Origin of the sequence: Bacillus sp. JJ783, from assembly GCF_036963225.1 — a bacterium.
Taxonomy (GTDB): Bacteria; Bacillota; Bacilli; order Bacillales; family Bacillaceae_G; genus Bacillus_A; species Bacillus_A cereus_U.
In genome coordinates this window covers 1-15,070 of record NZ_JBALMG010000161.1, presented here as the reverse complement: position 1 = coordinate 15,070, position 15,070 = coordinate 1, and the positions used below count along the sequence as shown (strand labels likewise).

Sequence of the window (15,070 nt, the reverse complement as noted above, 5' to 3'; positions counted from 1 at the left end):
GATATTGTTTCTTTTTTTAGTTATATTGTCTTTTTAAAACGCTTACAAAATAAGGATAATGTTACCTTTTTATGTATATTTTTGAATCTTACTACATTCAATCGATTTGATTTTACACGATAATTAATATTCTTCAGTTTATATATATAAAAAAATCGTCCCTCCTCCCCTTAGTCATGATTACTACTACCTTAACTGTTCTGGGCTTTCACCCTAGAATGTACGACCAAATTGAACGCATAAAAAAATGAGCAGACGAATGCCTACTCATTTTTCTTCATTCCATTTAAAAAGTCGTTCTGGTACAAATATATGTTCAAGAAATGAAGGACATATGGAAGAAAAGATATTGTACTAACTTTGAAGCTCAGCTGCTACTTTTACTTTAGCAAACCATGAGTTAGCTGTCTCTTTCAATACGAGATTCAGTTCTTCAGTATTCCTTTTACCAATATCTTTTAACCAATGACGACCTGCTTGTTCACCGCCTATAGTAAACGGTATCACACCGTCTTTCCAGGTTGCCCGACCACATAACACTCCGTTAAAGGTAGAACCAGAGTCTTTAGCAAATTTTAATGTTTCTTGAAATAATTTTGCGCTTACTCCTGCACTCAGGAAGATAAACGGCAGCTCGGTTGCTTCACTTTGTTCTTTGAAATAGGAAGCTGCTTTTTCATTACTGTAAACAAATTCACCTTCTGTATATCCTTCCACAAAGTTCATATCTACTGGAACTTCTACTTTTAAAACATCTACTTTGTATTGTGGTTTCGAGAACTCCTTCATGGCCTCAATCACTTTATACGGTTTTATTTTTGCGTATGCTTTACTTTTCACATCAGCACTTTCAGCATCATAAGTAACAATCTCCAAGAAAAATGGTATGTCTTCAGCTGCACACTCGGATCCGATACGTTCCATATAGACATGTTTATAGCTATTAATTTTTTCATCTTCATTGAAATCATAGTAGAGTAAGAATTTAATAGCATCGGCACCAGCTTCCTTTAACCGTTTCACTGACCATTCCGGTAATAAATCCGGCAACCGTCCTACTTCTGACGCATCGTATCCAGTTTTTTCATACGCTACTATTAAACCTGATTCTTTATCGCGGACCTTAGCCGCTGGCAGACCGTATTCCGGGTCCAAAAGAATCGCTGTTGCAAATGGTGTTAATTCCTCAGAAACCAATTCTTTGAAACGGATAATGCCCTCGTCTCCAACATGACTTGCACCGCCAGATGCAAGCATTTTTTTCAATGAACCGCGTTGATCAATAGCCAATGCTCCAATTATGCCATTTTCAGCAGATAACCGTTTTAGCGCTTCCAATTTATTTTTGGTTAGTTCTAACATCGACATTCTCCTCTATCAATCTATTTTTTCAACTTTAACGAGATCAAAGCATTGTTTAAACTTATTCATATTAATATAACCAGTTCCAGCTTCCATGGTATTTAACATTCCTGTAGCCATCGCCGTTTTAAGAACAGTCTCGACCGTTTGATTTTGATGTAGTGCCGCAGCTAACCCTGCAACTGTTGCATCACCAGACCCAACAGGATTGACCACTGCTATTTTGGGAATCGTAACTCTGTAATAATCCTCGCCATGCCTGACAAAGGCACCTTCACCACCCATTGACACGATAATCCACTCAATCCCAGTAAATAGTTCATGGTTTAATGCTTGCTTCAGATCAATGATTCCCGCTTCCATGTTAATGCCCAGCAGCTGAGATAATTCCGCTGTATTTGGTTTGATGGCAAATGGTTTTTCTTTATTCACCAAAGCGTTTTTCAATGATTCCCCTGACGAATCCATAATCACTGGAATTCCATTTTTATTACAGATTTCTAACATTTGATAATAAAAGTTAGTCGGTAACCCTTTCGGCAAACTGCCCGAAATTGTCACAAGTGAAGCTGTTGTAAGCAGACATTCAAATTTTTCTAAAAAATTTGTCCCTTCTTCTTTGGATAATGTCGGCCCAGATTCTAAAATCTCTGTTTGCATCCCTTCATGAAGAATGGCAATACAATTTCTTGATTCTTTTTTAATTTTTAAAAAGTCATTTGGAATATTGCTTTTATTTAATTCTTGAATAATATATTCACCAATCGTACCACCAAGCACACCTGTCGCTAGGACAACTTCTTCCATTTGAGCGATCACTCGCGCAACATTCAAGCCCTTTCCACCAGCAGTTTTACGAACCGTTTCTACACGGTTGACAACATCTAACTTTAATTCATGAATCGGATAGGAAATATCGACGGATGGATTCATAGTGACAGATAAAATCATTGGTAATCCCTCTTTCAGAAAAATATTTAAGCTTGAAAACGGCATACACCATCAAGATAGGTAGCAGCTAAATCCATCGCTGGCGTCAGCACAATAAAGTCAGCGGCATATCCCTCGGCAATCTTCCCACATTCCCCATCAAGCTGAATACTTTTAGCGGGTGCAGTACTCGCCATGTAAATCGCTTCCTCGGGCGCGGCAATTCCCCACTCGACGACATTTTTGACAGCATCTTTTAATTGCAAAATGCTACCTGCTAAACCTCCGCTTTCTAAACGAGCCATCCCATCTTTTACTTTCACAGGAAATTCTCCCAGTTGATAAGTTCCTTCAGGCATACCTCCAGCCATCATACAATCGGACACCATAACAATCTTTTCTCTGCCACGGACATTCATTAAAATATTTGTGGCAACGGGATGAACATGATGTCCATCACATATGATTTCGGCAAAAACACCTTTTAGATTCATGGCCGCTCCGACCATTCCCGGCTCACGGTGGTGCAGCGGACTCATTCCATTGAAAGTATGAACAAAAATGGAAGCCCCTTTTTCAATCGCTTTCTTTGCTTCTTCATAAGTTGCGTCACTGTGGGCCAACGCCACTGTAATCTCTTCTCCCACAGCATATTCAATAAATTCCATTGCACCTTTTCTTTCAGGTGCAATCGCAATTTTTTTAATAGAATCATTTGATAATTTCTGCCAAACTTTCAACATATCAACCGATGGGTCACAAAAATATTTCGTGTTTTGTGCCCCTTTATGTTTTTCAGTAAAAAACGGCCCTTCTAAAAAGATCCCTTTAATTTTTGCGCCTTGCACTTTCGTGTATTTGGCACCAATCATTTCAACGACGTTATTCAACAATTCTACCGAAGAGGTTAAGGTTGTCGGTAAAAAGGATGTGACTCCGCAAGAAAGGAGTCCTACCGAAATTTGATTCAGCCCTTCAAAATCATTGTCCATAATGTCGTAATTTCTAAATCCATGAATATGTGTGTCTACTAGACCAGGAGCAATCCAATGTCCTGTATACTCAATAATTTCGGCCGCTTCCTCTGGCCTGTTTTCTGAAAAAACACCGAATTCCCCATCTTTTATCTCCAAAAAACCAGGCCCTGCAACCTTCCCCTCAAGAAAAAACTTATCTGCAAAGATAAAAATAGGCATGTATTTTTCCCCTACCCTAGTTACTGATATTCGTAGATGGTAACACCTTTGACGACACGGTTCACCGTTCCTGTCGGTGAAGGTGTATCCGGTGTATTACCTACTTTCACGGAAGCAAACAGTGAAACTGTTTGCCCAATCATGACAAAAGGTAATGCTAAGTAAGCATCTGGTATAGACTGGGCCTCGCTGCCGAATACAAACCTGTTCCCAGCATAATTGGTTTCTCCATCAACCTCGATGGCGCAGATATAGCTGGCAATGTTGTCCTGCTGCATTTCTTTTAACATATCTAAATCATATTGACGTGTATAAGGTTGGTTGGAAACAAACACAAAAACTAATGATTTTTCGTTTAAAAATGATTTTGGACCATGTCGGAACCCCAGCGGTGAATCAAATGCGGTGACAATTTTTCCAGCTGTCAGTTCTAATATCTTTAATTGTGATTCTTTCGCTAAGCCTTCTAAACTACCAGAACCTAAGTAAATAATTCGGTCAAAATCAAAATCTACTATCTCTTGGATGACGTCTTCCCTTTGAATGACACTTTCACCCATTTGATGAATTTTTTTCACTATCTTCGATTTTTCTTCAATCGATAAAGAATCAAAAACGAGTAATGCCGTTAACGCCATGCACGTATAACTTCCTGTCATTGCAAATCCTTGATCATTCGATTTTTCAGGCATCAATAGCAATAAATTATTTTCATTCCCCACTGCCCGTTTGGCTAATTTACCATCTTTAGCACAAGTAATCGTTATCTGATACAAATCAGTTACTATTTGCTCAGCTAATTGTACGGCAGCAACACTTTCCGGGCTGTTCCCACTTCTAGCGAATGAAACGAGTACGGTTGGAAAATCCTTTTTTAAAAATTGGTAAGGATTTGAAACCAAAGTGGTTGTCGGAATACTTAGCATTTCCCACTGTTGTTCATTGACTTTTTCTTTTAGATAAGGGGTAACTGTCTCACCGACATAGGCAGACGTTCCAGCGCCTGTAAAAATAACTCGAACTCGGCTGTGTTTCGTTAATAATTTTTGCAAAAACTCTTCAATTCCCCCGCTTTTCTCCATATACAAAGCAAAGGTTTCAGCCCATAAATCAGGCTGCCGTTTTATTTCCGCCGTTGTTATCGATGCACCTAACGAAATTAAATTTTCTTGACTTAATGTAAACATATTCGTCCACTCCTCTACCTATTTACCAGTATTCTCTCCAAAAATGAAGACCGGCGATGCCACATTACATACCTTCAAATACTCGTACTCCCGCACCAACAACTCCACTATTCTGCGCCAATGTACTGATGCTCATCTGATTTAAAAGATGTTGTTGTTCAGGAAGCTGATAGATTTTTAGCTTTTCTTTAATCAACTCCAACAGAAAAGGATTTTTCACAATGACACTGCCACCAAAAACCATTTTGTGCGGATCCAATAAACAGGAAATCGTATAAAGCCCTTGAGCTAAATAATCAGTTACCTGGTTGATGATGGACTGATATTCCTGTACCCCATTTATATAACTAGCAAAAACATCCTTGGTTGAAATAGTATCTCCCTGTAATTCCTTTTCGGCTATCCTCTGGATCCCTGGCCCAGCAGCGATTTTTTCTAATCGTTCATTGATCCCCTTCGAGTGGACAGGAATCAAACCCAGTTCTCCGGCAAATCCTGCCCCTCTAAAAAATGAGCCTTTATGAATGATAGAACAGGAGATTCCCGTACTTATAGTCACGTAGACAAAGGTTTCATTCCTTTTTACATGCGCTGCTCTCCATTCGGCAAAAGCCGCCATATAGACATCATTGTCAATCGTGATTCGCTGGATACCAAATTGCTCCTGCAAACGGACCGAAATAGGAAACTGTCTCCAAGGTAAATTGTTTTGAAAAACAGCGACACCCTGCTCACGATCCACTTTTCCCGGTACCCCAACGCCAATACCCTCAATATCAGCGATTGAAATCGATGATTTTTTGAGAACTTGTTCCACAGCTTCTACGACTCTACCAAACATTTTTTCCCGGTCTGAAGGATCACTTTTTACTTCCGCACGTTCAAGCAGTTTGCCCGTATCCGAAATGATTCCTGTTGCAATCTTTGTTCCTCCAATATCAATGCCGATTGCCCTTTTCATTTGTCCACACCTCTAAGCTTGTATTTAAACTACTGGTTAATTTCTTATGATTGTTATTGAACATATATATGCTATTCCTTGATTAATTCACTATCCTTGGTTGATTTATACGTATTTCCGATTGTAGTCATAAAGTAGCCCTAAGAGACCAGCTAATCCAATCAACATCATACCTAGTTCAAATTTGCCAGCTGTCTTTTGGTAGTTGATAATCAAAGACAGACATACGATAAACACAACAATTTTAATAATGAATAAAGCGCTAGCCTTCATTTGAAACATCCTCCCACCTGATTTCACTAGGTGCCAACGTCACTTCTTTTCTGTTTCCTTGTCCATCATATACAACTGTCATTTGTTCGATCATCGAGTTGTTAACAATCGCCATTTTTTGAATAGATGGATATGCATGAACTTCACAATAAATGTTGCTCGCATGATACTTTTGAAATTCTCCTTCTTTATGGGCGGCATAGTATAACGCGCGCATCAGCAGACGTGTATTTTCTTCGCTGTACGGCAGCCCTGCGATATAGACAGCACTGCCTTCTCCAAACGGATGACTAGAAAGGCGAACTTCTCCATTCGAATATTCGATTATTTCGGTTTCCTCTGATAACGCATAAATGTTTTTCATTCCTTCACCAAAATCAAATTGGGTACTGTCAGCAGAAATAAAATGATTTTCAACAGGATTAATAAAATATTTATCTGTGGATAAGCTAAATCCTAGTTCTTTGTCAACACCTAAGACGTTCGCCAATTGAAAATAATGTCCTTCATGCTGATAGGCTGTCGGTTCACCAATTCCTATGAAGCCTCCGCCATTATACATCCAGGCCCTGATTGTAGTGACTAACTTTTCATTAATCCAATTAGCCCCTCCTGAAAAAGCTGTGCCTACATCGCCAGCATTAATGATAACGTCAATATCCTCAGGTATCCCATCGTTAATAACATCATCAAAACTAATGAACGAAACTTCCACGGCAGCCCCGCTCAAGGATTCTAAAACACCTAAATAAGAATAAATTTGTTTATACCATAGAGCATGAGCAACCATATGTGTTTGCCAAGTTCTCAACTTGCCCCAAGAGTTCAAAATTGCAACTTTAAGACCGCTATATGGTTGAACGCCTTTGATCGTGTCATGAATTTCACGAAACTCCTCCGTAACTTTTTCAATATAAGAGATAAATTCTGGGAATTGATAAGCTAGACTTAAATAACCGCCATAGCCGATACGATCAACAGGGTTCCGTAGTAAAGCTCTTCGCGCCGTTAACCAGTTTTCATTCGCTTCAATTGCCGGGTTGTTACCTTCGTAAAAAGTATCTGGGAAGAAATAAGGCAGGAATCGCCCTTCTGTGTAACGAACATGTGGTATATCTGCAATCATACGTAATGTGGCTCCACCGCCCACACTGCCTACAACTGCGTCCAATCCGATATTTTCAAAGTATTTCCCATATGGTTCTGTACCGATCCAGTTATCACCAAGGAACATCATCGCTTCTTTTCCACTTTCATGGACAATATCCACAAGTTTCTTTGCTTCTTCAGCAACAAACTTATGAACAAAATCTATATAATCTAAAAAAGCAGGAGTTGGAATTCGAAATGCAGTATTATAATAGCCTTGATCAACAATGTCCTCTGGCCTTAAGCGATAGCCCTTTTCTTTTTGAAAAGCATCCAAAGCAGCAACTGAAACACTAGCACCATAACCGAACCAATCGACAAATTTCTCTTTGCCAAGATTATTAAACACAAGGGTAAAATGATAGAAAAACGTTGTAAACCTAACCACATCTGTATCTGGATTTTCTGTCAGCCATTGTTTTAAATAGGTTTTCATAAATTCATTGGAATGTGGCTGCCTGACATCAAAAGGAATATCATGCGGCTTATCACCCCAATCGTTGGTAATATGATTGTACATTTGGGTTGGATCCCAAATCGCATAGACTAGGAATGAAACCGTATATTCATGCCAAGGAATCGCCTTCGTAATCAAAACACGATTTTGCTCTTCATTTACTTCCCAATCATTAACGTCAACAACTTCTCCGGTTGTCCGGTCAATAACCTCCCAGTATTTTTTAGGATTGTGAACGTAATCCGGCTTTAATTGTTCCTCAAAGTAGCCTTTCATAAAATCAATTTCAAGGGTGGCAGTAAGCGCAGTATTGAATAAGCTCATTAAATAAAGTTGCTGGCATTCATCCATGTGCTTCTCTGCGAACTCATTGTGAGCTCGAGCAACAAAATAAGTCGTATAAATTTTTACATCCAATTGTTTAATATCATCATCTAGTTTCGTTCCATCACTATCGCGAATCGCATCCGCACCCCATCGTTCCATCAATTCTTTTGTTTCCTTAAGAAAATTTTCTTCACTCGGTAAAGTAACACGGCCTTTTTTCTTTTTCATGTAAATCCTCCTTTAATCCTTTAAACCACCAAGGGACATTCCTTGTGTTAATTTTTTTTGAACAATGATGTATAAAATCAAAGTTGGCAGCATGACAAGAACCATTCCTGCATACATTTGACCATAGTTCGCAGCAGATTTTTGAGCTGCCATCAAGTTCATTAACCCAACAGGTAACGTTTTATTCGGTCCTGGGATTAACGTTAAGGCAATAATGTATTCGTTCCAAAAGGCAAGAAAATTAAACAAAATGACGGCAATAATACTTGGACGAGCTATCGGAATCATGACTGAAATCATTGTTTTGAAATATCCGGCACCATCGACCAACGCCGCTTCCTCATACGTGGATGGAAGTGATTGAAAAAAACTAGTCAGCAAGTAAATGGTAAATGGTAACGCCGTCGCCGCATATACCACAGCTAAAATAAATAAATTGTCTAGTAGAAATCCATCACCCAGTTGACCTCGTAAAAAGGTATCTCCGTCCAATAACATCAAGAAAATTGGAACAACAATGTAGTTCACATTGATGAATAATCCCGCCTTAAAAAAAGTATTTATTAATTTACTTCCTCTAAAGGTATATCTTGCCAACACATAGGCTGCTGGTAAGGCCACAATCAATAGAATAAGCAGAGCCAACGCAGTTACCATGACTGAATTCAACATGTAGGTACCCATGTTTGCTTTTTGGAAAGCATCGATAAAGTTTTGAAAATAGAAACTTTTCGGCATGGCCCAAGGACTTCCGTAAAATTCTGAATTTTGCTTCACTGAAGCTAAGAAAACCCATGCAACAGGAATAATAATAGAAATTGCTAACGTAATCAGTGCAACATATATAAAACAGCGATATATTGCTTCTGTAGTCATTCCTTTTTGGGGCTTCATTGTTTTTGGGGCTTGATAAGATGTTTCTACAATCATTTCTTTTTTGGTTTCCACCGTTTTGGGATCTCGATAAGCTGTTTCTGTATTCATTCTTTTTTGTGTTTCCATCGTTTTTGGCCCTCCTTAATACTCCAACACTTCCCTTTTAGTAACACCGCTGATAATTGCAGATAATGCGAATGAGAATAGGAAAATGACCACCCCAATAGCCATACCGTAACCGTAAGAAGAATTAGTGTAAGCCTGCTTATACATGTAGCTTAAAAACACCTCCGTCGATCCATCAGGTCCGCCGCCAGTCATCGCTTGAACGAGTAGAAAACTTAAATTAATCGTACTAATAACGAAGAAAGTTAACGTCGTCCGAATGTTATTCCAAATTAACGGTAAAGTAATACTGAAAAATTGTCTGACCCGTCCAGCACCTTCCAAAGCAGATGCTTCATAAAAACTTTCCGGAATACTTGCCATTGCCGCCATATACATAACCATATAGTAACCAATCGCTTGCCAAATGAGTGCCCCGCCAATGCTGTAGATAGCAATTTTTTGATTGCCGAGCCACATCTTTTGAAGATTTTCAAGGTTAAATAAAGCAAGTATATTATTTAACAATCCTGTAGTCGGATCATAAACTGCAGAAAATATTCCCGCGATAACTACAACGGATAAGATATTAGGGAGATAAAAAATAATTTGAAAGAAACTTTTACCTTTTATTTTTTCTCTCGTTAACAAAGTAGCAAACAAGATCGCCATCACCATCGTGATAAGTGTAACAATAACAATTAATACGATACTGTTCTGGAGAGATCGAATGAAATTCATATCATTCCATAAAATCTTGAAGTTTTCTAATCCAACAAATACTTTATTATTAGAAAACCCTCCCCACTTATATAAGGACATCCTGAATACCTCAATCGTAGGAACAATCATAAAAATGGCTAACAGGATTAGTGCGGGTGCAGTACAAACAAAAATAAAAATTCTTTTTTCTGTTGTCTTATTCATGCCATCACCTCAGTTAATAAGTACAATGGTGAGACTAGCGACTCACCATTGTACGTAGTGAAAACTAATTTATTTTAATGCAGACCGTAATTGGTCACTCACTTTTTCAACAGAGCTTTGCCAATCTTTCACCTTTTTATCACCAGAAATAACACTGTCAATCGTTCTAAATAATGTATCCGGCATACTTACACCTTCAACGGCTTTCGTTGCAGCAAATCCACCTATTCCCACTTTCACCCCATTATCATAGATACTATAGAATGATTTATTTTCACCTGTCAGTTTATTAGAAAGGCCTTTGATAGGCTGAATCGCACTCGATTCAGCAAAAATTCCAGCTGCTTTATCCGAATAAACAAACGTCATGAAATCTTTAGCAAGTTGTTTATTTTTAGCTGCCGAAGGAATCCACATTTGTTCAAAGAAAGTAAATGCATAACGGTCGCTATTAGCATCAATTGTTGGTAAAGCCATCATGCCCCATTCAAACCCTTTAGATCGAGGAGCTTCTTTCATTTCACCAACTACCCATGTACCATTTGGCATAAACAAAGCTTTATTATCGAGAACCAATTGTTGATTTTTCTTGTAGTCTTTATCATTTGCATTCGCAACAGTAGTTGGTTCTGCATATTTTCCTAATTTTCCGATAATTTCGAAAGATTTTGTTGCTTCAGAAGTTTCCCAAACACCATCTGCATATTTCATAGCTTTATTAAATAACTCAGGTCCACCCACCCCTAGTAGTAAAGAGTAGAAGAATGTATCAAAGTAGCCTGTTGTAGGATAAGTAAATAATGAAATTCCTTCTGCTTTCGCTTTATCTCCCAAGGCCCACATCTCGTCCCAAGTCTTCGGCACTTCCCAACCTTTTTCCTTAAATAAACTAGCATTATAGAATAATCCAGTTGGACTATAGAACATCGGTGCCATATAAATTTTACCGTCATTATAAGGATTAGTCGCAGGTGTACCAGTAAGCCCTGGTACTAACTTATCTTTGACTTTAACATCTTCACCATAAACATTTTTATCAAAAACATCGGTAATGTCTTCTAATGCTTTATCTTTAATTAAAGTTTCTGTTAGTGCCTGTTTTCTCCCGGTTGCCAACAACACAACATCTGGATATTTTCCTGCTTTCATATTTGAGCCTATGACATCCTCAAGATTTTTGTCCACCGTCAATTTAACATCAACTTTTGGATTAGCAGCTTCATATGCGTCAATGACTTTGCTCCACATCTCTTTACCATAAGCCGATTCAAGTGTTGCCACATGAAGGGTTTGTTTTTCACTGGAGCCTTTACCATCCTTAGAGTTATCAACTTTTGTAGTATTACCTTGGCAAGCTATTAAACTAAAAGATAACAAAGCTGTCATTCCAGACAACAATAACTTTTTTTTCATCTTTATTTACCCCCATCTCCTAATCTTCCTTTCATAATTAAAGAATACAAAATAGATAACGCTTTCACAATAAACATCTTGTTCTGTTTTTTAGATATCTTGCTTTTTACTGAATATCCCACTAAAATCTTTATAACATAGATAAAAAGTCTACGAAGGAGGGATTCATTTGTCCAATGAAGTTTATGAGATTCCACAAATTCAACGAAACCATCTTCCAGTAAAACTTCTTTATATAACAAAATCAAAATACGATAAAGATTGGCATAGTACCATTCATGCGCATCACTTTACAGAGCTATTGTATATTACCAAGGGCAAAGGAACTTTTATCTTTTACAAAGAAGAAATCCCTGTCCAAGAGCACAATTTGATTATCATCAATCCAAATATCGAGCACACAGAAAAATCTGATACGAATCACCCACTCGAATACATCGCACTTGGTATTCAAGGTTTGTCCTTTTCATCCATAGAAAATCCTAGTCAAGTCACTATTCACAACTATAAACAGGATCAAAAGAACTTCCTCTTCTACCTTCAGCAATTAATTGAGGAAGTGGAAAATCATCAAGAAGATTACGATTTAATTATACAAAATATTCTGGAAATTTTACTGCTTAAAATGATGAGAAAAAAATCTTTTAATGTAGAAAAAACATCTACTCAAAAAATCAATAAAGATATTGAATTGATTAAAAACTATATTAAGCGGCATTTTCACGAAAATATAAGTCTGGATACATTAGCAAGAATCAGTCATATTAATAAATATTATTTATCTCATTCCTTCAGGAAATTCGTCGGTGTTTCGCCTATTGAATACTTAATTCAAACTCGTATTAGAGAAAGCAAAATATTATTAGAAACTACCAACTATTCGATTTCTAACATTTCAACCATTACCGGTTTTTCTTCCCAATCATTCTTTGCACAATCATTTAAACGAGAAACGAATCTATCTCCTTCACAATACAGAAACACTATCAATTCTAGCAAAAACAAACCAGATTCTAGCTCGAAATTTTAAAGATACTCGCAATGAATCTATGCTTCTTTACTATATTGATACTATTATTTTAGAAAGGAGAGTGTTCCTATGATTCAACAATTAAAAACATACTATGGTGAGGATATCAAAATCAATGCAGCTGTGTTGTCTGAAGATTATAGCTGGTTTTTAGTTGAAGGAAACAAAGTCGGGATTCGAAAAATCCGATTACATCAAAGGGAGCATCAATTGCTTTCATCCATCTTAACGCCCATTCATACTGATACATTTTATAAAACAGAAAAAGAAAAATCATGGTATGAAGCATTATACAAAAATAATAACATTTCTATACTATCAGTTCGTTTTTTACACTTTTTCACAACACAACCCATAATAGAGAGAGAAGAATTTCAAGATGCTTTACAGTCCATGTTTTCTTTTACTACTACAATGATATGGGAAACTTCGCAAGCCGGTGTCCTCATATTAGAAGAAAATGTACCTGAGTCTATATTGCGAGCAGCCCTTGATACACTAGAAACAGATTTTTTTATATCCCTATCCTTCTTTATTGGCAGACGCTATACGCAAACAACTGAATTTGCTTATCTGTATCAATGGGAGCGAAAATTATTTTCTGTTCTTTCTCCCTATTTATCCAAAAAAATTACACACATTGAACAACTGCTCCCTTATCAATTAATGATTTCATTATCAAAAGAAGAAAGAAAAAAGTACACGAATCAATTATTGGCACACATTTCAAATGATAAAGAACTAATAGATAGCGTTAAAGTATTCTTCCAATGTAACTTAAATGTATCTCTTGCAGCGAAACAATTATATTTACATCGTAATACTTTGCAGTATCGAATTGATAAATTCATTGAAAAAACAGGAATTAATATAAAAACTTTTGAAGGTGCAGTAGCAGTTTATATGGCCTTTCTTTCTCTAGATATCTCTTGACACTCCCATGAAAGGCCATATAGGTTCATAAGCTACGGTACTATTACCTTATAGAGTGTTGGATTTTCATTATGTTTTAGGTTCTTGTACTTGACGATATATATTGTTTTACGCAAGAAATGAAATTGATCCATGCAACCTCATACAATATTCATTTTTCTGAGAACACCATTGTTTTAGAGTCTTTTGCATGACTTTGAAGCCCTTTTAACATGTTTTTCTACGCAAAAGTGATACTTTCATTCCATACCTAAAGGTGGACTTACGTCCTACAGGTGCTTTCTCGTATCGTAAATTTGTAAACTTGCATAAAAACCTCTCATTCTTTTGTGCACTCTGCCAATTTACCTACGCCTGAAATAAACTTATAATTCAATCAATTAATGAAAAGGAGTGAGTAATCATGGCAGAACTTGTATTAGATCATATTTTTAAAGTTTATGATAATAAAACGACTGCTGTTTCTGATTTTAATTTACATATTGAAGATAAAGAGTTTATCGTATTTGTCGGTCCTTCTGGATGTGGAAAATCAACAACTCTACGTATGATTGCGGGTCTAGAAGACATTTCCAATGGTTCATTTTATATTGATGGAGAGCGTATGAATGATGTCGCTCCAAAAGATCGCAACATTGCGATGGTATTTCAAAATTACGCACTATACCCACATATGTCTGTTTATGATAATATCGCGTTTGGCTTGAAACTACGCAAACTTCCAAAAGATGAAATTAATCGCCGAGTAACAGAGGCGGCGAAAACCTTAGGGCTTGAAGATTATTTAAAACGAAAACCAAAGGCATTATCAGGTGGACAACGCCAACGGGTTGCACTAGGAAGAGCTATCGTCCGTGACGCAAAAGTATTTTTAATGGACGAGCCCCTATCCAATTTAGACGCAAAATTACGTGTAAGTATGCGTTCAGAAATCTCTAAACTTCATCGCCGTTTAAATACGACCACTATATATGTGACACACGATCAAACAGAAGCAATGACAATGGCATCACGCCTTGTTGTTATGAAGGATGGGCTCATACAGCAAGTGGGTACTCCAAAAGAAGTATATGATACTCCTGAAAACATTTTTGTTGGCGGATTCATTGGTTCTCCAGCTATGAATTTCTTTACCGGAACATTACAAGATAACTATTTTTATATAGAGAATATTCGCTTCAAAGTACCAGATGGCCAACTAAAAACATTAAAGAAAAAAGGGTATAACGGACAAGAAATCATACTCGGCATTCGTCCCGAAGACATTCATGATGAACCAATCGTTCTTCAATCTTCTCCTGAATCCACCGTCGAAATTACAGTAGAAGTTGCTGAATTATTAGGTGCTGAAACGATGATTCATGGAAAACTTTCGAGTCAAAACTTTGTTGCACGAATCAACGCTCGTTCCGAAATTAAAGCTACCGATAAACTTCCATTAGCTTTTAGTTTAACTAAAGCGCACTTTTTCGATATCGCTACTGAACAACGTATACGTAATAATTGATGGATGAATTCTTTCTAATTTTGGACAGACTGGTCCCGTAAATCAATCTCTTCTTTTTTAATCCTATGCATAGCTTTTACTTCAGAAAGAATAGAAGTATCTGTGTCAAAACATTTCGTGAAGAAGACCCCTGGCTTATTAAATGTCGTACTAAACGCAACTGAGCCATACTAAAAAACATCTCATATAAATATGAGATGTTTTTTAGT

13 protein-coding genes and 1 pseudogene are annotated in these 15,070 nt (G+C 37.2%); 3 read left to right on the top strand and 11 right to left on the bottom strand.

All coding sequences use genetic code 11. From position 1 onward, the window contains the following. Positions 1 to 354 precede the first annotated feature (354 nt). The 10 genes from lacD to V7038_RS25995 form a co-directional block, all read right to left on the bottom strand. Complete coding sequence (gene lacD / locus V7038_RS26040) at positions 355 to 1,362, bottom strand: tagatose-bisphosphate aldolase (protein WP_002202302.1); 1,008 nt, start codon at positions 1,360 to 1,362, stop codon at positions 355 to 357. A 15-nt stretch (positions 1,363 to 1,377) separates the two neighbouring features. Next, positions 1,378 to 2,313: a tagatose-6-phosphate kinase gene (gene lacC / locus V7038_RS26035; protein ID WP_070139171.1), complete on the bottom strand. Its 936-nt coding sequence runs from the start codon at positions 2,311 to 2,313 to the stop codon at positions 1,378 to 1,380. Positions 2,314 to 2,339: 26 nt separating this feature from the next. Then, positions 2,340 to 3,488, bottom strand: coding sequence for an N-acetylglucosamine-6-phosphate deacetylase (gene nagA, locus V7038_RS26030; RefSeq protein WP_070139170.1), 1,149 nt, complete (start codon positions 3,486 to 3,488; stop codon positions 2,340 to 2,342). 20 nt (positions 3,489 to 3,508) lie between these two features. Then, positions 3,509 to 4,675, bottom strand: coding sequence for an SIS domain-containing protein (locus V7038_RS26025; protein ID WP_002202305.1), 1,167 nt, complete (start codon positions 4,673 to 4,675; stop codon positions 3,509 to 3,511). 64 nt (positions 4,676 to 4,739) lie between these two features. Further along, entirely contained in the window at positions 4,740 to 5,636 is an 897-nt protein-coding gene (locus tag V7038_RS26020) for an ROK family protein (RefSeq protein WP_335695853.1), read from the bottom strand. A 105-nt stretch (positions 5,637 to 5,741) separates the two neighbouring features. Next, the gene (locus V7038_RS26015) at positions 5,742 to 5,909 is read right to left on the bottom strand and encodes a DUF6903 family protein (protein ID WP_002202307.1); all 168 of its coding nucleotides are present in this window, start codon (positions 5,907 to 5,909) and stop codon (positions 5,742 to 5,744) included. Beyond that, entirely contained in the window at positions 5,899 to 8,070 is a 2,172-nt protein-coding gene (gene gnpA / locus V7038_RS26010; protein ID WP_335695852.1) for a 1,3-beta-galactosyl-N-acetylhexosamine phosphorylase, read from the bottom strand. Before gnpA ends, V7038_RS26015 begins: the two co-directional genes overlap by 11 nt. A 12-nt stretch (positions 8,071 to 8,082) precedes the next feature. Then, positions 8,083 to 9,072 carry a carbohydrate ABC transporter permease gene (locus V7038_RS26005; protein WP_002202309.1) on the bottom strand — a complete coding sequence of 330 codons (990 nt, stop codon included), beginning with the start codon at positions 9,070 to 9,072 and terminating at the stop codon, positions 8,083 to 8,085. 15 nt (positions 9,073 to 9,087) lie between these two features. After that, on the bottom strand, positions 9,088 to 9,978 hold the full coding sequence (locus V7038_RS26000; protein WP_002202310.1) for a carbohydrate ABC transporter permease: 891 nt from the start codon (positions 9,976 to 9,978) through the stop codon (positions 9,088 to 9,090). Positions 9,979 to 10,047: 69 nt separating this feature from the next. Further along, positions 10,048 to 11,391, bottom strand: coding sequence for a carbohydrate ABC transporter substrate-binding protein (locus V7038_RS25995; protein WP_335695851.1), 1,344 nt, complete (start codon positions 11,389 to 11,391; stop codon positions 10,048 to 10,050). A gap of 169 nt (positions 11,392 to 11,560) precedes the next feature. On the opposite strand from V7038_RS25995, the gene V7038_RS25990 reads away from it, so the two are divergent. From V7038_RS25990 to V7038_RS25980, 3 genes are all read left to right on the top strand, one after another. Then, positions 11,561 to 12,421, top strand: a complete 861-nt coding sequence (locus tag V7038_RS25990) for an AraC family transcriptional regulator (RefSeq protein ID WP_335695850.1) — start codon at positions 11,561 to 11,563, stop codon at positions 12,419 to 12,421. A 69-nt stretch (positions 12,422 to 12,490) separates the two neighbouring features. Further along, positions 12,491 to 13,354 (top strand): PucR family transcriptional regulator, encoded by an 864-nt coding sequence (locus tag V7038_RS25985; protein WP_070139163.1) that lies wholly within the window; start codon positions 12,491 to 12,493, stop codon positions 13,352 to 13,354. Positions 13,355 to 13,757: 403 nt separating this feature from the next. After that, positions 13,758 to 14,861, top strand: a complete 1,104-nt coding sequence (locus tag V7038_RS25980) for an ABC transporter ATP-binding protein (RefSeq protein WP_002200809.1) — start codon at positions 13,758 to 13,760, stop codon at positions 14,859 to 14,861. Positions 14,862 to 14,875: 14 nt separating this feature from the next. On the opposite strand, the pseudogene V7038_RS25975 reads toward V7038_RS25980, so the two are convergent. Then, positions 14,876 to 14,977: pseudogene (locus V7038_RS25975) on the bottom strand (IS6 family transposase); the annotation flags it as partial. Between the last annotated feature and the right edge of the window lie 93 nt (positions 14,978 to 15,070).